Below are 20,857 nucleotides of genomic sequence, written 5' to 3'. Positions count from 1 at the left end.
GACTACCCTCTCTATCCCTACTTGCGCAAACGATAATTGGGTGATCCAATTAACCGCATGTTTAGCATAAACGCATCGTAAAAGGCTGTCAAGCATAAAAAACAGCGCTTACATCATCGTTATGGAGATATTATTGCCTGATTGAAGACATACACCGGGTAATTGGGTGACCCAATCATCTTCAGATTTTTCTTTTTCAAAACAAATAACCCTGGCTTTGGACGGAAATCCATGACAGGGTTTATGCTCTCTAGAAAATCCAATATTAGGGTTGCGGTCTTCGTTTTGCCAACATCCATCGAACACATCCATATAGGCCGCCCAATACAATAAAGCCTCCAATTGCAGCCACGGTAAGCCATTCGCTATTCCGCTCGATCATTCCAAAAGCTACCTGAGCCTGGAGGGATTCCGCCCGTTCATATTGCTTGGTCAAATCCAGATCCCGCACATGTCTCTGTGTTAGCACCAGACCTTGAAAGATCATAAATACAAAATAACCTATGTATATCGCTGCAGCAAACAGCACGGATTCCATAACTACACGTTTACGAGTCATTACGATTCTTCCTCTCTCCTTCTGACTTTCTAACCACAACCATAGTCCTTATATCCACTTCACAATCTCACTGATCACATAAGCGGCCGGAATGATCACCAGCTGTGCCAGCATGGTCCCAAAAAACCTTGAAACCATCAGCATCGTATACACTTTGCCAAGCTGGTCCCTCGCTTCCTCGTTCCGAGTCGCCTTGTCGGTAATCAAACCAAGCTGGGGATCGATAAATATCGTTAAAATAATCGTTGCAATTCCGTTAATCAGTCCGGATGCTTGGGATGCCGTGGTGCTGTACTGAGGAACGAGATGTGCTGCGTACAGAGATGACAGGACGCCTACTGTGTAAAAAGCGGTGACCACAATATTCAGCATAATAAACCGTTTAGGTATTCCTAAGTAACGAAACTGACTCCATTTCAAATTGGGCTTTCTTATGTAATGCCTTGTGTTCTTAAGCTGTCCAATGGTCACACTGGATACCAGCTTCGGAATCGATCCGGCGACCTCCAGCTTGCTGATGACTCTGCTGAACAGATTGACGAAGGTGGGAAACAACGCGATTGCGACAATCGTTCCGATCGAGGCCGCTAACAAAATCGCCCTGAAATAGGAAAGCACGTCAAATGAAGGATCCACCTTCGCATAATCAACAAACTTGGCCGTCAGCGGTGCTTGAACTAAGTTGGATGTTCGGGAAACCAGCACAATGATCCCCGTCAACGATAAGGCAACAGCAATCTTGTTTAGCTTCACCCCGGCATATCTTGCGGAGTATGACAAGGTTTCCGCCGTATGAATAATCATCGTCAGGACAAACACAACGATCAAGCTCTGTATCATAGAGGGCTCCTCCCCACCTGATGTTCAGTTCAAACGCCGTACCCTGTATTGTCGCCAATTGAGTCTGTAAGCTCTAGCCCACTCTTTATATCTATCCGATTTACGATCGAATTAGTACGTGCCCTCCCTGCTCTTCCAGCGTCAACGCCGTCCGACTATATATCTGATGCAGCTGCTGTTGAGTGATGAGACTGGCTTTGTGTTCAAATGTTACATGAAACCGTGAATTGCGTTCTGCAAGATACCGCAAATAGGCGTAGGCATCTCCATAATTCACATCATGATCCTGCTCCGGCAGGACAGGCAGATGATGCGTGAACTTGTCCTCATCATAAAATACGTTACTGTAATGGACCAAATAAACCTGGGATGCCATCCGATCAAGAAAATGATACGGATCAAACCCGTGAAAGGCCCTGCGGGTAATATCAAGCCTGGCCGTGTCCAGCACAAACCCGATTTCAGGATAAGCGTGAAAGCTATCCACAAACACATCCTCGTAATCACCAAAAAAATCATGCTCCAGCACAATGCGCTGCCCATAACGGAGCTGCAGCTCACAGAGAAACTCAAATAACCGCTTGGAAATTTCCCGGAATTTTGTTTTGCTCAATTGGTTGTAACTATAACGATGTGAAGGATCGGGAAGTCTCGGATATGGGGTAAAGGGCTCCTGGAAGACCGGATAAAATGGATAATGGAACAGCATATAATCTGCGCCCATACTGGATGCTAACTGAACCTCGGACGAGATTTGTTCTAGTGCTTCCTGAAAGTCCCCGGACTCTGGAGCATTAACTTGAGGCAATCGAAATCCAGCGTCGCCGAGAATCGGGGCATGCACACCGAAAGCGATCCGCTGGCTGCAGCAATAATCGCTGACCTGCAATAATGCCTCCCGATTCGGAAAGCTGCATATTTCCATCCCGCTGATATGCTGGTCAGCAAGCTCATCCCATCGTTCTTCCGTAAAGTGATCCCACATCCCTACCTGTAGACGCCTCGGAATCATGCCTTTGCCCCTCCTTTGACTTTCCTCTTATCCATGCCGAATCATGGATCCATAATCAACGCTGACCCGGCTGTGCGTCTCGGACGACAGACGAATTGCATCCAGAACAGCTTGTACCCTGTGGCCATCCACGAAATACGGCATGTTCAACGTCGGTTTATTTGCAGTTATGCTGTGATACATGCCATCTATCATCTGATAGAAGCCGTTATAATAGTGCACTGCCGGAGCCTCCAGGTTAGCCGGAGGGTCAAACGGATCAATCGGGATAGATTCAAATGCCCCGCCAAAGCTGCATTCGAGGGTAAGGTCATCTCGCATCCTCAGCGTCCCCTTCGTTCCGTAAATCTCTAGCGTCCAACCGACTCCACGAATTCCCGGGAAAAATACATCCGCAAGGACAGAGGTTCCACCCTTAAAACGCCCTGAAAAGGTAAAGGCATCCTCAGCGTCCCTGAACTCAAGCCCTGCATCTCCCTTATAGGCAGGGATCTGGGTTCTCAGGTCACCGTACACTTCCGTAATCTCTTCGTCCATCCACCATAGGAGTGAATCTATCATATGCGAACCGATCGCAAACAGGAATCCACCGCCATCCTCGCTGCGGGCTTCCCATCCCCGGTAAGAATTAGCCAGTACAGAGTATCCGGAGAAGCTCCCTGTATATTTGATATGCTGAATATCTCCCAGCTTTTTATCTTGCAGCATCTGTTTTATTCGTTGCCGAATCGGCGTCCATCTCCATTGAAAATTAACGAAAGCATGTCGGTCCAGCCGTTCCGACTCTCTCAGCATTTGTAACGTTTGCTCCGTATTCATGCCCAGAGGTTTCTCTGTCAGGACATGGTGGCCGGACTGCAAGGCGAGCATCGTCATTTCATAATGATGGACGGGTGCCGATACGATCGATACCAAATCCAACGGCTCACTCTCCAGCATATCACGCCAATTCCTGTAATACGGAATTCCATTCCACAAGCGGTCCTCCGTGCGTTGTCGATGGACACTAGCAATGGATTTCACTTCTATCCCCGGGTGCAGCTGAAGAATGGGAGCATGAACGGTACCGCCAAATCCGGTCCCTATAATTCCTACTGACAATGTCTTCATCTTATGAAACCTCCTAACATCAAGCTACCCGCCTGATGTTATTTTAACATTATTTCCCTCTCCCGTACCCTGTGACTTTGGCCAAGCCTAACTTTTCAATGGTCTAATGTACCCCCGTATCGTCGATGTTTTAAGTTTAAACGGTTGTTGCTTAGATCATAATGGAATTATAGAGGCTTATGTTTAAACGACGCTAATGTTGACTTAGCAGGGGGATCAACATGTGGAAAATGGTGCTTTCCTACCTTCCGGATTGGAAGGTTTTTATGCAGGGTTTCATCGCATTGGTAATTCCGTATATGATCTCAAGGTTTTTTAAATGGATTCATAACTCAAAGGAAGACTGAGGAAATGGCGGGTAACAACAATGAAACAACATGAGAATGAAAAAAGCAAAACATTGAGTTCTGCTCAAGCCTCATTAGAGCATTTTACGGGGAATTTCGCCTTGGATCTTGAACTGGTAAGAGAAGCAATCGGCCATAACTCGGATGTACACTTTAGGGAGTTTCATATTGGAGGCACAGGCATTTGTGCGGCCCTCATTTTCGTAGATGGACTGTCGGATAAAGAACTCATCGACAAACACATCATGAAATCTCTTATGGTGAGCTTCTGCGAAAAAAATAATCAGGATCCATCTTTTGTGCAGGGGGCCGTTTCTAAAGAATTTATTAAAAATCAAGTTCTTACCATAAGTGAAGTAACCGAAGCACATCTTGTAAAAGATTTAGTGTCCAAGATATTGACAGGTTCGACCGCACTGTTAGTGGATGGCGTGCAGAATGTGCTCATTCTCGGTACAACCAAAGGGAAATCGCGCAGTATTGAAGAACCTTCCTCGGAACCACTGGTTAGAGGCCCACGTGTAGGCTTCACAGAATCGTTAAGTGATAATACTGCCCTTTTACGACAGCATGGTGACAACTACAACTTGTCCATCATCAAGTTTCAAGTAGGACTACGTTCAAAAAAAGAACTTGTCATCGCCTATATCAAAGATATGGCGGACCCTGCTTTGGTGGAAGAGGTCCAGGAAAGAATCAAAAAAATAAAGATAGATGATGTACCGGAATCAGGATACGTAGAGCAGCTGATCGAGGATAATTACCTCAGTCCTTTTACACAAGTACAGAATACAGAGCGTCCCGACCGCGTTTACAGTGCCTTGATGGAAGGACGAGTTGCGATCTTGTTAGATGGGACGCCTTTCGCATTAATCGTTCCGGTTTCATTTAGTATGATGCTGCACTCACCAGAGGACTATTATGATCGTTGGTTACCGAGTTTTCTCATCCGCCTATTGCGTTATTTCGCGGCCCTTATATCGCTTTTTGGACCCTCCTTGTATATTTCGTTTGTCTCGTTTCACCAGGGAATGATCCCAACCAAACTGGCCTTGTCTATTATGGGCACGAGAGAAGGCGTCCCGTTTCCCGCAATAATTGAAGCACTGATCATGGAAATAGCCATCGAGATTCTGCGGGAGGGCGGACTTCGATTGCCTAAACCCATTGGTCCGGCCATGGGTATCGTCGGCGGATTGGTCATTGGGGAAGCCGCCGTACAAGCGGGGATTGTCAGTCCAATTTTGGTGATCGTGGTGGCGTTAACTGCCATTTCTTCCTTTACCGTCCCTCAATACAGCGCCGGAATTACGTTTCGCATGCTTCGTTTTGTAGCCATGTTTTTCGCTGCTGTGTTTGGATTGTATGGGGTCGTTCTCTTTTTCCTTTTCCTTTGCAGCCATTTAGTGAGGTTGAAGAGTTTTGGTGTTCCCTATATCACTCCGATCGTTCCTTATCGAGCAACTGATTGGAAAGACTTTATGATTCGTATGCCACTTTTGAAGATGAAACGCCTTCGGAAGGCGATACATAAGAAAGATTCCATCCGCTAATGATAGCTCTCTATGAAAGGAAATACACCAACATGATAGGTAGTTCAAAAGACCAAATTACGACTTCGCAAGCAGTTGTTATCCTCGTCAATTATATTCTTGCAGCCGGGATCCTCACCCTCCCCCGCACATCTGTGGAGAAGGTGAAAACACCCGATGTGTGGATCACCGTTATTTTGGGCGGGATGATCGCAATGATCGTAGGGGTGATCATCGTGAAATTAAACAAGCGATTCCCCGAAAAAACCTTTTATCAATATAACCAAGAAATTGTAGGAAAATGGGTGGGCGGGTTCCTCAGTTTACTTGTGATCGGCTACTTTTTTACCATTTCTGCATATGAAGTCAGAACAATGGCAGAAGTAACCGGCCTTTTTTTGCTGGAAGGTACCCCCACCTGGGCCATCATCCTGCCTTTTATGTGGATAGGTCTCTATCTGATCATAGGCGGAATAAACACGATCGCCCGTTTGTTTGAAATCATATTCCCAATTACGATCGTCATTTTTTTATTGGCTGCCTTTTTGAGCTTAGGCATATTTGAGATTGATAATCTCCGTCCCGTGTTAGGATTGGGAATTGCCCCCATGCTAAAAGGAATAAGGACAACGGCTCTTGCATTTTTAGGTTCTGAAATTATGCTGCTCCTTGTAGCCTTTATGAAACAGCCAGACAAAGCCGTAAAAGTTGTTCTAGTTGGAGTATTCATCCCCTTGCTCTTTTACGGCATAACCGTTGTCATGGTCATAGGAGCCCTATCGATCGATGGAGTGGTCACGAGCACATGGCCTACACTTGAGCTTATGCGAAGTTTTGAAATCCCCGGTTTGATCTTTGAACGGTTTGAATCTTTGCTGCTTGTGATATGGATTATGCAAATATTCACTACCTTTACCATTACCTATTATGCGGCTGCTTTAGGGCTGGCTCAGTTGTTCAAAAAGAAGATCCATCCATTTATATATGGCTTGATTCCGATTATTTACATCATTGCCATGACTCCCAAAAATATCAAAGACCTCTTTAAACTTGGGGATACCATCGGTAATGTCGCGTTATTATTATTTGCTGTACTACCATTAATCTTACTTCTAGTATCGAGACTGAGAGGTGGAAAAGCTTGAAGCACATCACGATACGGATCCTCTTGAATGCGCTGTTGGTTCTTATCCTCCTACCTCTTACTGGATGCTGGAGCAATAAAGAAATTGAAGATCTAGGCCTTATTGTAGGCACTTCATTGGATTTGGAAAAACAGGAGGAGGCACAGGAAGAGTCAGCGGGACAAACAGGCAGGTATCCTAACCGGGATCAAATTACGATAACCAATCAATTTCTCACCGCAGAGACAACAGGTAAAACAGGTAAAGGAACAAAAGCAGGTTCATCACCACAAAAAGCTTACAACAACGTTTCTGAAACAGGAGATGCTATCCTGCCGACTTTACGCAATATGGTATTAAGAATCGACAAACGTGCCTTTGCCGAACATTCAAAAGTAATTATCATTGGAGAGGATCTTGCGCGTACTTTAGATCTTCAAAAGATGTTGGATTTTTTTATTAGAGAACAAGAGATGAGACCAAGCGGCCTCCTTCTAATTGCTCAAAACCGTGCGAGTAAAACACTAGAATCGAAAAAACCGATGGATATTCCAGCATTCCGGCTCGTTGAAATGACACACGGTCACGGAAGAACCACCAAAATTTTGCCTCCAACTACACTTACCAAAATAGAGGGGAAGCTGCATTCCGGAGCCAGCTTTCTTTTGCAAAATGTCGTCTCGTCGTCGAATGGAGAAATAAAATTTGCAGGAGCTGCCGTCATTGAAGGGAAAACTAAAAAACTGCGTGGTTTTTTGAATGAACAGGAAATAGAGGGCTTAACGTGGATAACCGGAAAAGGGAAAGGCGGTTTGGTTAAAAGCGTTGATAGAAAGACAGGTCAGCCTATTGTATACGAAATGCTGTCTATGAAAAGTAAAATTAAACCTCATGTTGATGGAAACAATATCTCGTTTAATATAGAAGTCGAGTCCGAAGGAAGAATTGCCGAGCATTGGGTGGTTTCGGAAAAACCCATTGAAACTGAATTTTTGAAAAGAGTGGAAAAAGCTATTGAAGAAGAGGTTGAGCGTTTGGTAAAGAATGTACTCGATAAAATTCAACATGAATACAAGACAGACGTTTCCGGTTTCGGAAACAAATTGAGAATTAAGTATCCTCATATATGGAAGACAGCCAAAAAAGATTGGGATCAAACATTTAGTGAGGTTCCGATCCAGTATGAGGTCAAAATAACGATCAAAGATTATGGGACATCCGATGAATGAGTTCGCTGTATATCCTTCTTCATCCCAATGGTGAATCGCTGAAAACCCAGCTTCTCATAATACGGCTCCAGCTCTTCCTCACACATCAGCTGCGGGAAGACCCCGAACTTCTCGCAATGTTCAACCAATCGATGGAGGATCTCGCGGCCTATCCCTCTGGACTGATAACCCGGATGTACGCCTAATCCGCATATAACGCCAGTAATAACCCCATCGGAAACCAAACGTCCCATACCTACCAATTTATGCCCTTCATATGCATAGATGGCATACCAGCTCTGCAAGCACATGGTTTTCAATTCGGTAACGGATAGATGAATAGAGTTCCAACCAAGCGAAGCGTACAAAGCTTCCAGTTGACGAAAATCCTCAGGCGCCTCTGAGGTATATATTAAGTTCTGTACCATACAATCACCTTCCTTAGGATCTGGTTACCGGATACGCCATGACACTCATTAAGGCATTCTCGGCCTGTGTGGAATCGAGACGGCTGTATTGAACAAATACGGGTGCACTGCTCGTAACTTCCATAGCATAGGGAATACCTGGAGGAATACTTTGCCGGCCAGCCGTTTGAAGCGAGCTGGTTCGTATGTGCTTGGTTCTTCTAGCTGGTACGATGGTTTCCATTCCTAGCAATGGATCACGATCCTCAAAGTAAGCATGTATCGTGACCACAACGTCCTGCTCGGATAAGTTCAAGACACAGACGGATTCATGACTGGTTAATTCTCCGCTGCTTTCAGGAGGGATATATCCGTCGGGAATAATCCAATGTTTTTCACCTTTTGACATGCGCTTCGCTCCTCGCAACTCATGGTTTAGGGTGCTTAAATAATAATACATTCGCTCTGGACTCCGAAAGTTCCTTTAATCCTTGATCCACCCATCGTACTAACGCAGAAACAGAGACAACGGCTGGAATCCAAGCGCCTTCAGAGCGCGAACCTCCATGTCAGCCAATCGGATCGCACAGCGCTCTTGAAAAAGAGTGTTGTCCATGACGCCCAGCTGAAACAGCAGAAACTCCCCTGGCCTCCCCCACATAAACACGGATTTGATTCCTTCGGGACCCAGCTGGTTAAAATTTCGGCTAACTCCATTATGGATTGGGAGCCTCCGAACATAAATTCAAATAACCGTTCTCCTTGTTCAAATAACCGACTACATAAGCAAAGTCTCATTAATTATTCCAGGTGCTGGAATAACAGCGCTTGTATTGACAGCGTTTACAACCCGGTACATAATGTGTACACAACATTTTAGGACCAGCGCAAGGAGACGTTGCTGTGCAAAAATGGATAACGATTTATAAAAATATGAAAATCAAAAACAAGCTTTCCCTTCTTATCAGCTTAATCGTTGCAATGGCATTTACCTTCGCCGTCATCGTCCAGCAATATGCCTTCTCCATCTACGACGAGCAGCTGTACCTCAAATCATCTCAGGTCTTACACCTGTCCTCCTCTGCGATTGAGTCAGAGCTCGAGCGGATCGAACAGTTATCCTTCAACATCATTACCGATACCCAGATTCAAAATATGTTACGTTCCATCACCGGGAGCGACTCCGATTATGATCGCCTCATCCTGCGACAGCATCTGGTGGACCGCCTCCTGAATTATGTAGGCTCCGAGCCGATGCTGTATTCCATCCACCTGATCGATTCCTACGATAAACAGCAGGACGTCGGCAGTGTCGTCCCGATTCATCCCGCCAAAAGGGAGTTTATTCTACAGCTTGCCGGAGAGGCGGATGGAGAAGAACGCTGGGTATACCCGGACGAAATGGATTCGGCTCTTCTACTTTCCCGGGAAATAAGATCCTACTCTGGAACCTTATTCGATCTTAACTACTTGGGAACCATCATTATTCGTATCAATATGGACAAAATCGTCCGGAAATCCACCGGTGGGGAGGGCGACCTAATCGTGACGTCGGGTACGGATGTCATCTACCCCGCAACCCCGCACTTCGATCCGGCTGTCATTCAATCCTCCCTATCATCTGGTAACGGGTACCTTACCCGTGAAATGGATGGTCATACCTACTTCATCGCACATAACCGATCAGGCAATACCGGATGGACGTATATGAATGTCACGCCCTTTAATCAATCCTTCAAGCAAATCATATTCATCAAAGAGCTTGTCATTATCGTGTTTACCGTTATTTTCGCGGTTGCGATCCTGCTCGGCATCCGGTTCAGCCGAGGCCTGACACGTCCCATCGAGAGTCTCATCACCCGGATGAAGCTCGCGGAAAAAGGAAACTTTGCCGAAGCCAACGTGCTGCCTCAGGACGCTGCCCCTGTCGCCATGAACGAGCTGGGACTGCTGCATCGGACATTCCGCCTCATGATCGAGAGAATCAACGCGCTCATTACCGAGAACTATTCGAATCAGCTGTTAATCAAAGAGACCGAGTTCAAAGCGCTGCAAGCGCAAATCAACCCCCACTTTCTGTATAACACGCTGGAATCCGTGAACTGGCTGGCGAAGATGAACAAGCAAACCCAAATCTCCGACATGGTGCAAGCCTTATCCTTCCTTCTTCGGAATTCCGTCAGCTTGAAGGAGCCGATTCTGACACTGGGAGAGGAACTGGAGATTGTTAGGAACTACATCATTATTCAGAAATTCAGATTTGAAGACCGCCTAGATTTCACGATGGATGTGAAGGAGCAGGATTTGCAGCGCAAAATTCCAAAGCTGTCCCTTCAGCCCCTGCTCGAAAATGCGATTCATTATGCGCTGGAGCCTTCCGTTAACCCTTGCCGAATTACGTTGTCCTGCAAGGAGACCCCTTCCGCGTTCTGCGTCATCGTGGAGGATGACGGCCCCGGCATGGCGCCGGATATGTTGACGCGATTACGAAGCGGCGAAATGGCCACGAGCGGTAACGGGATCGGACTGTTAAACATCGATGAACGGATCAAGCTGGCTTTTGGCGAGCACCACGGGTTAACCATCGACAGCGGATCGGGGCTTGGAACCCGGGTGATGCTGTCATTACCCAAATAACGGAGGGATTCGGATGTATAAAGTTCTGCTTGTGGACGATGAACGGATTATTCTAGACGGCATATCTCAGATGGTGGACTGGTCGGCATATCGAACCGAGCTGGCGGGTACCGCCCAGAACGGAATTCAGGCATATGAAAAAATCGTCAAGGAAAGCCCGGATATCGTCGTATGCGATATTCGCATGCCCGGGCTGGATGGTCTTGAGCTCGTAGCCAAGACCCACGCCTCCCATCCTCATATCAAATTCGTGCTGCTGTCCGGCTTCGGCGAATTCGAGTATGCCAACCGCGCCATGCAATACGGCGTGAAGCATTACCTGCTGAAGCCGACCGACGAGGTTAAGATCGGAGGAGCGCTGAAAGAGGTCACTGAAGAGCTGACCCTGAACCAAAACAAGGAATCATTTATCCAGGAGATGAAAGGCCGTCTTCGCAAGGTGCTTCCTCATGTCAAAGAACAGGTGCTCAAAGAGTTTGTCACCAACAAAACCTATGGACGCCATGACCTGGAGGAATACCGCAGCCTGTTCGAAACTAATTTCGATCATCCCGTCCGTCTGCTGTTGTTCCAACTGGAGGGCATTGTCGAATACGAGCATCAATTCGCGGTGAAGAACATCGCCGAGGATCTGTTGGATACCACGCTGCTCAGTACGACGATCGGGCAGCATGTTCTGGTGCTAATCGAGAACTACCATGATCAGCAGCGGCTCCATCAACAGCTGCAGGATATCCGGTGTACTTTTAAACAGTATTACAAGATGGACGTCACAATCGCGATCAGCGATCCCGGACCTGTAACCCTGGCGCGGAAGCTGTACCGGGATACGCTGCAATGCCTGAACTACCGTTTCTATCTGGATGAGAGCGGAATGATCACCACGGAAGATACGCTTCATGCCGGCGGCTTGGAAGGAACGTTTGTCCTCGATGAGGAGCGCCTGTGCATGCCGGTCCGATCCGGCCACCGCAACGAAGCGGAGTTTGCCCTGGCCGAATTCATTCAGGAGCTGAAGCGTGCGCAGCTTAGTATCGACATAACCAAATCCTATGTCATTCAGCAGTATGTATCCCTTATCCGTTTAACCGACCCGGATCAGATGCAAGAACGCTATGCACGGATTCCGGAAATCGCCGAGATGAGTACGCTTCAAGCCATTCAATCTTTCTTGGAAGAAACGGTACGGGAAATCACTCTGCGAAATTTCAAGCAAAACAAAGTCAAATATAATGCCATCGTCCGCAAGGTGATTAAGATTATCGAGGAGCAGTTGGGCAACTCGGAGCTTACGCTCAATCTGGTGGCAAACGACATGCTGTATATGAACGCCGACTATCTTGGCAAGCTGTTCAAAAAGGAGACCGGTGAGAAATTCTCCAATTACGTAATGAAACTGCGGATGAAGCGCGCAACCGAAATGATGGCAAGCGATCCCGATATCAAGATTTTTGAAATGGCCGAGCTGCTCGGTTTCGGCGATAATCCTCAATATTTCAGCCAGGTGTTCAAAAAACAGATCGGGTGCACCCCCTCCGAATATATGAAAAAGAGTGATTAACTTGTACGTACATCTCTGCTTTTTAAACAAATTGCACGGTTTTTTTCCTTACTCTTTCCCCGCGGAAACAAGATAATTGGGAATGTAAGCACTAACAATCGAAACGATATGGAGTGGTTTATTAACAAAGGGGAGGAAATGGAATGAAAAAAGTGTTAAACGCGTTTCTGATGTTTTCCCTGATCGGAAGCTTGATCGGCTGTTCGGGCGGCGGCGCTGCAGAACCGCCAGCCAGCGGCGGAACCGGAACGGAGACACCGCCAGCGGCTGCAAGCGATAGCAAGGATCCGGTCAAACTCCGCATTGCTTGGTGGGGCGGACAGTCCCGGCATGATTATACCTTAAAGGTCATTGAAATGTATGAGTCCCAGAATCCGCATGTCACGATTGAGCCGGAGTACGCTCCATTTGATGACTACTGGAAAAAGCTTGCTCCCCAAGCGGTGGCTGGCGGACTCCCGGACATTATTCAAATGGACATCTCCTATCTGAATCAATATGCTGGCCGGAATCAGCTGGCGGATTTGAAGCCGTTCACCGAAAGCGGCGAGCTGGATGTCGCCGATGTCAGCGAGAATGCGCTGAGCGGCGGTGAGGTCAACGGTAAGCTCGTTGCCATGAACCTCGGCGTGAACGCACTTCAGACCACCTTCGACGTTGAAACGATGAAGAAGAACGGCATCGATATTCCATCCCAAGAATGGACTTGGGACGACATGGACACAATGGGTGCCCAAGCCAAGGAAAAAGGCCTGCAGATCGGAGGTTTTGCTTACCGGCATGACGTCTTCTTCCCTTACTACCTAAGAACTATCGGCCAGAAAATGTACAGCGCTGACGGTAAAACGATCGGATACAGTGACGACCAGCCCTTTATCGATTATTTCACACGCTATCAGAAATGGTACGACAACGGATATATCCTCTCTCTGGACAAGGAAGCCCAGAAAAAAGGCGTAGCGGAAGAGGATGAAATTGTCCTTGGCAACTCCATATCGGGCACGGGCTGGTCCAACCAGTTCCTTGCCGTAGCCAATCTGGTCACCGATCGTCCATTGGAGCTGAATCCGATGCCAGGGCCTGGAACGAAGGACGGTCTTTTCCTGAAACCTTCGATGTACTTCTCGGTCACCGAAACGTCCAAGCATAAAGAGGAAGCCGCTAAATTCATCAGCTTCTTCATTAACGACATCGAGGCCAACAAGCTGATTAAGGGCGAGCGCGGCGTTCCCGTATCCGCCAAGGTGAAGGAAGAGCTCAAGCCACTACTCTCGGAGAACGAAGCCAAAATTTTCGACTATGTCACTTGGGCTGAGGCCAACAGCACGCCAGGCGATCCTCCAAACCCGATTGGCGCGGTGGAGATCGAGAAGCTGCTGCGAGATCTCAGTGAACGTATTCTGTTCAAGAAAATCTCGATCGAAGATGCCGCGGCTGAATTCCGCAAGGAAGCGAACGCCATCTTGGCCAGATCTCAGCAATAACCAGGACATGGTCAGACAAGGCATCTCCCGCACGTCTTTCCCGTGTGCGCAAGAGATGCCCTTTTTGACATCCGTGACCCCTGCACGGGGCGCAACCAAATCTAAATCGTAGGGGTTGAAGTCTATGAAGAGGCTCCGTGAGAACGAGCATATCACCGGTTATGTTTTTTCTGCACCGTTCGTTCTTGGTTTTCTCATCTTTACGCTATATCCAATCCTGTCGTCACTGTATTATTCGTTCACCAATTACAATCTGATGGAAGCGCCAAGATGGCTGGGCCTCGGGAATTATGAGCGGTTGTTCCTGGAGGACGACAAAATCGGCAAGTCGTTTCAGGTCACGTTCACCTATGTATTTGCCAGCGTCCCCCTCCGCCTCATCTTCGCTCTATTTGTTGCCATGATTCTGAATACCGCGACCAAGGCCGTGGGGCTGTACCGCTCCGCCTTCTACTTGCCTTCTCTCATCGGCGGAAGCGTGGCCGTGGCCATCATGTGGCAGCAGATATTCGGCGACAAGGGACTCGTGAACTCTGCCCTGTCCCTCTTCGGGATCCACTCCACGACCTCTTGGATCGGGAATCCCAGCACGGCGCTTTGGACGCTGATCGCATTGTCCATCTGGCAGTTCGGTTCCTCGATGATCATTTTTCTGGCTGGCTTGAAAAATATCCCAAGGGATTACTACGAAGCTGCCAGCGTGGACGGCGCCAACGCGGTCCATCGCTTTTTCAAAATTACGCTGCCTATGCTCAGTCCGATTATTTTGTTCAATCTGACGCTTCAGACGATTTCTGCGTTCCTGACCTTCACCCCTGCCTACATCATTTCGCGCGGAGAAGGCGGACCACTCGATCAAACGCTGCTCTATTCGCTTTATTTGTACCGCAAGGCGTTCTCGCATTTTGAAATGGGTTACGCGTCAGCGCTTGCCTGGATCATGCTCATTATCGTTGGTGCCCTAACCCTGCTCATCTTCAGATCATCTACCCGCTGGGTTCATTACGAGTCGAAAGGAGATTGACGGTTATGACCAAATCCAGACGTTTCCTCTACCATACCCTGGTCGGATTGTTCGCCCTCGGCATGACCTATCCAATTCTGTGGCTGGTGGCAAGCTCGCTTAAACCTAACCATGAAATATTCACGACGGCTTACAGCCTGATTCCGAGTCGGCTGGAATTCTCAAATTATGCTACAGGCTGGAAGGGTTTTGCCGGAACTACCTTCGGTACCTTCTTTCAAAATTCTTTTATCATTGTCATCATATCCACCATTGGTGCCGTCGCTTCCTCCGCGCTTGTTGCCTTCGGCCTGGCTCGGACCAAATTCTTCGGCCAGCAAATCTGGTTCGCCTGCATGATGATTACAATGATGCTGCCCCATGATGTCGTGATCGTTCCGCAATATGTGATGTTCGCTAAATTCGGCTGGCTGTCTTCCTTTAAGCCGTTAATTGTTCCCCAATTCTTCGGAATTCCGTTCTTTATCTTCCTGATCATGCAGTTCATCCGCACGATTCCGAAGGAGCTGGACGAAGCCGCCAAAATTGACGGATGCAGCAAATACGGGATATTCTTCCGGGTCGTTGTGCCGTTGATCGTGCCCGCTCTGATCACGTGTTCGATTTTCTCCTTCTACTGGAGATGGGATGACTTTATCAATCCGCTTATTTACTTGAACAATCCGGAGAAATACCCGGTATCACTCGCCTTGAAGCTATTCCTTGACGGGGAGTCGCTCAATAACTGGGGCGGCATGTTTGCCATGGCTACCTTATCGCTGCTGCCGGTCGTCATCGTCTTCTTCATCTTCCAGAAATACATCGTGGAAGGGATCAGCACAACGGGATTGAAAGGGTAATTCAATAGAATAAATTCAATGGAATATGAAGGGAGCTCATACGATGCCTGCACTTGTATTTGATGATCAACAGATTGAACATGTCATAGACCGCGTGGTCGACCGGACCTTTCGCATGGATTTCAGCTGGGATTGGCCGGGCGGGGTTGCCTTTTACGGAGTATGCGAAGCCTATAAGGCCACCGGCAAGAAGGAGTATCTGGAACGGCTGAAAGCCTGGGTCGACGAAAACATGGAGGAGGGGTTGCCCAAGCTGTCCGTCAACGGCGTCTCCATCGGCCACTCCTTGTTAACGTTGTACGAGGTTTATGAGGATGAGCGTTATATCGAAACGGCCAAGGAAATGGCCGATTATCTCACGCATGATGCGCTGCGTTTCGGCAACGGCATCTTTCAGCATACAGTGAACTCCGAAACGTATAACTTTCCGGAACAGGCGTGGGTTGATACCATGTTCATGGCAGGCTACTTCCTGCTTCGGATTGGCGTGATGCTGGACCGGGAGGATTATTTCGAGGATGGTCTGAAGCAATATCATGGCCATGAGGATTGCCTGCAGGATCCCGTTACAAATCTGTATTACCACGGCTGGGACAATATCGCCGGCAACCATATGTCAGGCGTCTTCTGGTGCCGGGGCAACGCCTGGGCTGCCCTTACGATGGCCCGTGCCCTGGAGCTCGTCCCGGTTACGCATCCCTCCTTCATGATCATCGAAGGCTCGCTACGCGACCAGCTCAGCGCCCTGGTTCGGCTGCAGCATGAATCCGGCCTGTGGCATACAATCACGACCGATCCGCAGTCTCCACTGGAAACATCCGGGTCGGCCGGTATCGCTGCTGCCCTGCTGACCAAAGGACGCATCTACAATAAATACACGCAGAAGTCGATCGACGGCATTTTGTCCAAGATCACTGAGGATGGCACCGTTACCGGCGTATCTGCGGGAACGGCCGTCATGAAGGACGCTGCAGGCTACAGAGGCGTGCCCGATAAGCGAATCCAAGGCTGGGGTCAAGGGCTGGTCTTAACCTTTCTGGCAGAGGTGCTGAAGATCAAGGACAATCCTTATTGATTAAATGCGATACAAAAAAGGCAGGATTGGAGAGGAGAAGTTCGCCTCTACAGCCTGCCTTTGGTTATTTGCATCACTTAAGCGAATGTTATTGAAAATAAATCGATGAACAGGATACGACTGTAATTCAAATACTTTCATCCAATAACATTGGTTTAGTCGATCGTCTCCCGTGGCTAATCTTCACAATTCTGCGTCTAGCGCTTCTTATCTATTGTCCTCTGTCTCGTCCTCGCTGTTATCCTCCGTCTGCTCTTCAGTCTTCTTCGGATGCGGCGTTCCGTCAAGTCCGTAGACTTCATCATAAGCGTCGAATATTTTCCTCGCAATCGGCGCAGCGCTTTGCGAACCGAAGCCGCCTTCCGGGACAACGACGGCCACCGCCAGCTTCGGGTTATCGCGCGGAGCAAAGGCGATAAAGACACCGTTATCAAGGTTAACACCTTTATATGATTGCTCGGATGTACCTGTTTTGCGGGCAAAATCATATTTAAAATCTTCGAAACCCGCGATACCTTGTGTATTCATCCCCTGTTTAATGGTTTGCCAGTATTGCTTGGGAAAATCAACTTCATTAAGGACCTCGCGCCCGAATTCCTTGACCACTTTTCCATTCTGATCCGTTATTTTACTGACCAGCTGCGGCTTGATTCGCTTGCCTTCATTCGCCAGCATCACCGTGTATTGAGCAAGCTGTAGAGGGGTGTATTTACCCTGCTGACCGAAGGAAGCGTAGGCTAACGCCGCAAGATTACTTCCCGCTGCTTTTGTATCAGTATAATTTTTCAGTCCTTTATGCTCCTTAGGCAAACCACTCCCCGTTACTACTCCAAGACCAAACTGCTCCATATACTCATCCCAGACCGTAACGCCCTTCTCGCCGCCATACTTGCTGACTAACTTTTTGCCAACCCAATCGATCATGAAGGCATTCGATGATTGCTGAATCGCTTGCTGAGGTTTAATGGGTCCGATTCTATGGCCGCTGGAGTTTCGAATTTTCGTTTCGCTTCCTTCCCGACCTATCGAAGCGTACCCTTGATCGTTATACGTATCGTTAGGGCCAAACAACCCCTCATTTAGCCCGATCAACACCGTCAGCGGCTTAATAACGGATCCGAGAAAAATCATGGACTCGAACCCGTGTCCCGATCTGCCTGATCCGTATATCGTGATCGTGCCATTACCCGACGAGTCCACGACATCTTGTGTAATTTTGCCTCCGCTTTCCCAAACATTCGGGTCGTAATCCGGCATGCTGGCCATCGCGACAACATGGCCAGTATCAATTTCCATGGCGACGGCGTAGCCGGTGACAGCATCCTTATGAAGCTTACCCGATACAGGGTTGGTATGAAGATATTGAAGCCGATCCATAATGGCCTGCTCTGTCGCAAGCTGAATGTCTTTATGGATCGTGGTGTGGATATTGAGGCCTTTTTCAGGAGCGACCATCGTCGGTACGCCATCCACCATATTCTGCGGATTAATCGGAATGCTGAGATACCCGCTCTTGCCGCGCAGTTCTTCCTGATACATTCGCTCCAATCCATCATATCCAATCGACTCTTCTTCGGTATAAATCAAGCCGGGATTCTCCTGATCCTTGTTGCTCTGATCAATAGCCTGGTAATCCTTAAGGTCTTTAGAGCCTTTGAACTTCTTTAGATATCCGATCGTCTGAACCGCCACCGTATCCGGATCATAGTGCCTTACATTCTCCTCTATGATCTGGATGCCGGGGAACTTGGCACGATTCTCCATGAAATAAGCGATCTCTTCCTTCGTCAAATCCGTCTTGATGCGTCTGGGTTCATAACCATGCTGCTTGTTATATTCCAAATCCAGGGCTTCAATTACTTTCTTCACCGTCATTGGTTCCGCCTTGGGGTCCCCATACTTGTTAAACGCCTGCACGATCCGCTTCGCCATCTCTTCGGCTTCCGGCCTGTTCGCTTTTCCCTTGTCCGTCTTTTTGCTGTAATCCTTCATGAGCGTGATATATAAAGAGTTTGAAGCCGTAGAATAAGCAAGTTTAGTGCCGGACGCATCGAGGATGGATCCCCGGATCGGCTGCAGCGGGAAGTGCTTCTGTTCTCCACCGGTTTCCTGACTCGCCAGCTCAGGTCCCTCAACGAACTGCAAAATGGCCATGCGAATGATAATGACGCAAAAGATAAGAAATGCACTAAAAAAGAAAATATTAATCCGTCCGTTATATCTGCGTTTCATTTCCGCTTCATCCGGTACGTCCTTATAAATTTTAAAACCCTTCACATTGTCTACGCTCCTTTGTTATATGGGTTAATCCAGCCAGGTTGGCAGATGAGGCTGTTTCTCGAATTCAAAGATTCGCTGCAGCTGTTCCTGGGTATTCCGTTCTTCAGACAGCGGAGGCAGTTCGTCCAGCCGGAAAAAACCGACCGCAGACGTCTCCGTTCCCGCGCCTGCAGCTCCGCCTGTAATGTCGCACTGAATGAACATCTTGTACACATGGAAGGCCGAAGGCGGATGGTTATGAAACTTCTTATCCAATACAGCAAGCAGTCTCGTTGCGCGTACCTCATAACCCGCTTCTTCCTTCACTTCCTTCACAACAACTTCGGCAGGCGATAGACCGATGTCCGCCCATCCTCCCGGCAATGCCCAAGCTCCGTCGGCCTTTTCCTTCACCAGCAGCAGCTTTCCGTCTTGAAAAATAACGCCGCGGACATCCACCTTCGGCGTTTGGTATCCGGTTTCACTCGCAAACAGCGTACGGATCTTCTCGTCGCCTGCTTCGGTATACTCCTCCATGATCTTGATGCTGAGCTCTCTCAGCTGCTCAAACCGTTCCTTGTCATAGACATCCCTCGTATATTCCAGTCCGGCCTGGCTGATCGCCTGTATCTCTTTTGCCCAATCCAACCATTTTAGTGTCATAGATTCATCCCTCTTCGATTTCTTCTCATATATATAACGCCTGCTACCCACGATTGGTTTATAATGGAAGTGTTTGATTTCAAAATTATAACATATTTTCCGCCTGATTATGAGACGAGTGATATATTAAGGGGGCTTTATTACATGAAGAAAACCCGATCGGTTCTATATGTAATCCTGCTAATCGTTGTGTTCGGTACGGGCTATTATGTCGGATCGAGGTCAGAGAATTCAAAACCGATCTCAAAGGAAAATGCCCGCAAAGCCATCCAAACCCTGTGGGTAAAATCCGCCGAACCTCCGCTGCCCAAGGTGGTGATCGAGGGTACAGAAATCCCGCTTCGGCGTAGTGGTTACTCCTGGTGCAACAGAAATAACTGCGTGACAACGGATGCGGCTCCGCCCAAGCTCGAGGATATGGCGCCGGTTGCCGTCAGAAGCGGTACTGACATTCAGACAACGCCACCGGAAGGAATTCATGGTTTCACCATTCAAAACCTGACGGATCCTGATATCGACGGATATACCGTACCGACAGAACCCGGCTCGTACCTGTACGAAATTCATTGTACATGGCCTCTGGAGCAGGGACGCGCCAGCTTTTATTTTGCGGTAACGGTCCAATAGGGTAAGCAGCTCAACTAAAGCGATATCAGTGTTCATAAAAAAAGATGACCTCGATGAATTCGAGGCCATCTGCTTGCTAGTTAATTCCAGGACAGTTTTCTATGAACCACCCAAATGAGGTCACATCTCAAACACCTGGCACGTTTATTCTCCATTAGGATTTCTTTCAGTCCTTCTCATCCCTTTGATTCGTTCGGATTAAGGCATACGCCAATTGTCCAGCCATCCCAAGGAATAAACCCGTACCGACGACAATATACACCATCGTGAATGTTTTACCAAGCGGTGTCTGCGGCACGAATTCCGGATGACCTACCGTACTCAACGTCACTACGCAGAAATACAGGGCATCCAGCACGGATAACCCTTCCTGCTTGGTATAAAACATCGTACCCGATAACAGCATAATGACAATCAGAACAAACAGCGCTACAAAATAACGCTGCTTAAACGCTCGAAATAGACCGCTGAAGAGACGTTTTAACGTTAGTAAAAAAGATATCATCCCAAAAACCGTCCTATTCTATAACTGGAGTATACGATACATAA

Annotated in this window: 20 protein-coding genes; 10 read left to right on the top strand and 10 right to left on the bottom strand. The window is 47.9% G+C overall.

Translation table 11 applies throughout. The features are described from left to right. Positions 1–265: 265 nt before the first annotated feature. The 4 genes from AB4124_RS19660 to AB4124_RS19645 all read right to left on the bottom strand — a co-directional run bounded on the left by AB4124_RS19660 (position 266) and on the right by AB4124_RS19645 (position 3,521). A complete protein-coding gene (locus AB4124_RS19660; RefSeq protein WP_441973953.1) occupies positions 266–559 on the bottom strand; it encodes a hypothetical protein in 294 nt (97 codons plus the stop codon). A 48-nt stretch (positions 560–607) separates the two neighbouring features. After that, positions 608–1,399: a lipid II flippase Amj family protein gene (locus tag AB4124_RS19655; protein ID WP_076325093.1), complete on the bottom strand. Its 792-nt coding sequence runs from the start codon at positions 1,397–1,399 to the stop codon at positions 608–610. A 100-nt stretch (positions 1,400–1,499) separates the two neighbouring features. Further along, positions 1,500–2,411 (bottom strand): sugar phosphate isomerase/epimerase, encoded by a 912-nt coding sequence (locus tag AB4124_RS19650; RefSeq protein ID WP_441973952.1) that lies wholly within the window; start codon positions 2,409–2,411, stop codon positions 1,500–1,502. A gap of 27 nt (positions 2,412–2,438) precedes the next feature. Beyond that, positions 2,439–3,521, bottom strand: a complete 1,083-nt coding sequence (locus AB4124_RS19645; RefSeq protein WP_441973951.1) for a Gfo/Idh/MocA family protein — start codon at positions 3,519–3,521, stop codon at positions 2,439–2,441. Positions 3,522–3,888: 367 nt separating this feature from the next. On the opposite strand from AB4124_RS19645, the gene AB4124_RS19640 reads away from it, so the two are divergent. Genes AB4124_RS19640 through AB4124_RS19630 form a run of 3 tightly spaced genes read left to right on the top strand, consistent with a single transcriptional unit; the run spans position 3,889 to position 7,753 of the window. Further along, entirely contained in the window at positions 3,889–5,421 is a 1,533-nt protein-coding gene (locus AB4124_RS19640) for a spore germination protein (RefSeq protein ID WP_441973950.1), read from the top strand. A 32-nt stretch (positions 5,422–5,453) separates the two neighbouring features. After that, complete coding sequence (locus AB4124_RS19635) at positions 5,454–6,545, top strand: spore germination protein (protein ID WP_441973949.1); 1,092 nt, start codon at positions 5,454–5,456, stop codon at positions 6,543–6,545. After that, a complete protein-coding gene (locus AB4124_RS19630; protein ID WP_441973948.1) occupies positions 6,542–7,753 on the top strand; it encodes a Ger(x)C family spore germination protein in 1,212 nt (403 codons plus the stop codon). The genes AB4124_RS19635 and AB4124_RS19630 overlap by 4 nt, the downstream gene beginning before the upstream one ends. On the opposite strand, the gene AB4124_RS19625 is transcribed toward AB4124_RS19630, so the two are convergent. The 3 genes from AB4124_RS19625 to AB4124_RS19615 all read right to left on the bottom strand — a co-directional run bounded on the left by AB4124_RS19625 (position 7,732) and on the right by AB4124_RS19615 (position 8,806). Next, entirely contained in the window at positions 7,732–8,160 is a 429-nt protein-coding gene (locus AB4124_RS19625; RefSeq protein ID WP_441973947.1) for a GNAT family N-acetyltransferase, read from the bottom strand. The two genes, AB4124_RS19630 and AB4124_RS19625, sit on opposite strands and share 22 nt — an antisense overlap. 13 nt (positions 8,161–8,173) lie before the next feature. Continuing rightward, positions 8,174–8,548, bottom strand: a complete 375-nt coding sequence (locus tag AB4124_RS19620; protein WP_339266376.1) for a sensory rhodopsin transducer — start codon at positions 8,546–8,548, stop codon at positions 8,174–8,176. 99 nt (positions 8,549–8,647) lie between these two features. Further along, positions 8,648–8,806, bottom strand: coding sequence for a hypothetical protein (locus AB4124_RS19615; protein ID WP_430134708.1), 159 nt, complete (start codon positions 8,804–8,806; stop codon positions 8,648–8,650). 236 nt (positions 8,807–9,042) lie between these two features. Between AB4124_RS19615 and AB4124_RS19610 the strand changes: the two genes are divergently transcribed. The 6 genes from AB4124_RS19610 to AB4124_RS19585 all read left to right on the top strand — a co-directional run bounded on the left by AB4124_RS19610 (position 9,043) and on the right by AB4124_RS19585 (position 16,759). Next, on the top strand, positions 9,043–10,776 hold the full coding sequence (locus AB4124_RS19610) for a cache domain-containing sensor histidine kinase (RefSeq protein ID WP_441973946.1): 1,734 nt from the start codon (positions 9,043–9,045) through the stop codon (positions 10,774–10,776). A gap of 13 nt (positions 10,777–10,789) precedes the next feature. Then, positions 10,790–12,337 carry a response regulator transcription factor gene (locus AB4124_RS19605; RefSeq protein ID WP_441973945.1) on the top strand — a complete coding sequence of 516 codons (1,548 nt, stop codon included), beginning with the start codon at positions 10,790–10,792 and terminating at the stop codon, positions 12,335–12,337. A 143-nt stretch (positions 12,338–12,480) separates the two neighbouring features. Further along, on the top strand, positions 12,481–13,821 hold the full coding sequence (locus AB4124_RS19600; protein WP_441973944.1) for an ABC transporter substrate-binding protein: 1,341 nt from the start codon (positions 12,481–12,483) through the stop codon (positions 13,819–13,821). Between the two features lie 124 nt (positions 13,822–13,945). Next, positions 13,946–14,845, top strand: coding sequence for a carbohydrate ABC transporter permease (locus AB4124_RS19595; RefSeq protein ID WP_430134720.1), 900 nt, complete (start codon positions 13,946–13,948; stop codon positions 14,843–14,845). 5 nt (positions 14,846–14,850) lie between these two features. After that, positions 14,851–15,684 carry a carbohydrate ABC transporter permease gene (locus tag AB4124_RS19590; RefSeq protein WP_441973943.1) on the top strand — a complete coding sequence of 278 codons (834 nt, stop codon included), beginning with the start codon at positions 14,851–14,853 and terminating at the stop codon, positions 15,682–15,684. A gap of 43 nt (positions 15,685–15,727) precedes the next feature. Beyond that, positions 15,728–16,759 (top strand): glycoside hydrolase family 88/105 protein, encoded by a 1,032-nt coding sequence (locus tag AB4124_RS19585; RefSeq protein ID WP_441973942.1) that lies wholly within the window; start codon positions 15,728–15,730, stop codon positions 16,757–16,759. 207 nt (positions 16,760–16,966) lie between these two features. On the opposite strand, the gene AB4124_RS19580 is transcribed toward AB4124_RS19585, so the two are convergent. Together AB4124_RS19580 and AB4124_RS19575 are read right to left on the bottom strand one after the other, a co-directional pair. Next, positions 16,967–19,036, bottom strand: a complete 2,070-nt coding sequence (locus tag AB4124_RS19580) for a peptidoglycan D,D-transpeptidase FtsI family protein (protein WP_441973941.1) — start codon at positions 19,034–19,036, stop codon at positions 16,967–16,969. Positions 19,037–19,063: 27 nt separating this feature from the next. Further along, complete coding sequence (locus AB4124_RS19575; protein WP_441973940.1) at positions 19,064–19,681, bottom strand: NUDIX hydrolase; 618 nt, start codon at positions 19,679–19,681, stop codon at positions 19,064–19,066. 144 nt (positions 19,682–19,825) lie between these two features. Between AB4124_RS19575 and AB4124_RS19570 the strand changes: the two genes are divergently transcribed. Next, the gene (locus tag AB4124_RS19570; protein ID WP_441973939.1) at positions 19,826–20,308 is read left to right on the top strand and encodes a hypothetical protein; all 483 of its coding nucleotides are present in this window, start codon (positions 19,826–19,828) and stop codon (positions 20,306–20,308) included. 166 nt (positions 20,309–20,474) lie between these two features. On the opposite strand, the gene AB4124_RS19565 is transcribed toward AB4124_RS19570, so the two are convergent. Further along, entirely contained in the window at positions 20,475–20,813 is a 339-nt protein-coding gene (locus tag AB4124_RS19565) for a potassium channel family protein (protein WP_441973938.1), read from the bottom strand. Positions 20,814–20,857 lie beyond the last annotated feature (44 nt).

The sequence above is a fragment of the Paenibacillus sp. 2KB_20 genome (assembly GCF_052115765.1).
Classification (GTDB): domain Bacteria; phylum Bacillota; class Bacilli; order Paenibacillales; family Paenibacillaceae; genus Paenibacillus_AQ.
This window is presented reverse-complemented; position numbering and strand designations above follow the sequence as displayed.

Bases quoted from the DNA above. Each gene is read 5' to 3' on its own strand.
- AB4124_RS19660 (WP_441973953.1), bottom strand. From the start codon at position 559: ATGACTCGTAAACGTGTAGTTATGGAATCCGTGCTGTTTGCTGCAGCG.
- AB4124_RS19655 (WP_076325093.1), bottom strand. From the start codon at position 1,399: ATGATACAGAGCTTGATCGTTGTGTTTGTCCTGACGATGATTATTCAT.
- AB4124_RS19650 (WP_441973952.1), bottom strand. From the start codon at position 2,411: ATGATTCCGAGGCGTCTACAGGTAGGGATGTGGGATCACTTTACGGAA.
- AB4124_RS19645 (WP_441973951.1), bottom strand. From the start codon at position 3,521: ATGAAGACATTGTCAGTAGGAATTATAGGGACCGGATTTGGCGGTACC.
- AB4124_RS19640 (WP_441973950.1), top strand. From the start codon at position 3,889: ATGAAACAACATGAGAATGAAAAAAGCAAAACATTGAGTTCTGCTCAA.
- AB4124_RS19635 (WP_441973949.1), top strand. From the start codon at position 5,454: ATGATAGGTAGTTCAAAAGACCAAATTACGACTTCGCAAGCAGTTGTT.
- AB4124_RS19625 (WP_441973947.1), bottom strand. From the start codon at position 8,160: ATGGTACAGAACTTAATATATACCTCAGAGGCGCCTGAGGATTTTCGT.
- AB4124_RS19620 (WP_339266376.1), bottom strand. From the start codon at position 8,548: ATGTCAAAAGGTGAAAAACATTGGATTATTCCCGACGGATATATCCCT.
- AB4124_RS19605 (WP_441973945.1), top strand. From the start codon at position 10,790: ATGTATAAAGTTCTGCTTGTGGACGATGAACGGATTATTCTAGACGGC.
- AB4124_RS19600 (WP_441973944.1), top strand. From the start codon at position 12,481: ATGAAAAAAGTGTTAAACGCGTTTCTGATGTTTTCCCTGATCGGAAGC.
- AB4124_RS19595 (WP_430134720.1), top strand. From the start codon at position 13,946: ATGAAGAGGCTCCGTGAGAACGAGCATATCACCGGTTATGTTTTTTCT.
- AB4124_RS19590 (WP_441973943.1), top strand. From the start codon at position 14,851: ATGACCAAATCCAGACGTTTCCTCTACCATACCCTGGTCGGATTGTTC.
- AB4124_RS19585 (WP_441973942.1), top strand. From the start codon at position 15,728: ATGCCTGCACTTGTATTTGATGATCAACAGATTGAACATGTCATAGAC.
- AB4124_RS19575 (WP_441973940.1), bottom strand. From the start codon at position 19,681: ATGACACTAAAATGGTTGGATTGGGCAAAAGAGATACAGGCGATCAGC.
- AB4124_RS19570 (WP_441973939.1), top strand. From the start codon at position 19,826: ATGAAGAAAACCCGATCGGTTCTATATGTAATCCTGCTAATCGTTGTG.
- AB4124_RS19565 (WP_441973938.1), bottom strand. From the start codon at position 20,813: ATGATATCTTTTTTACTAACGTTAAAACGTCTCTTCAGCGGTCTATTT.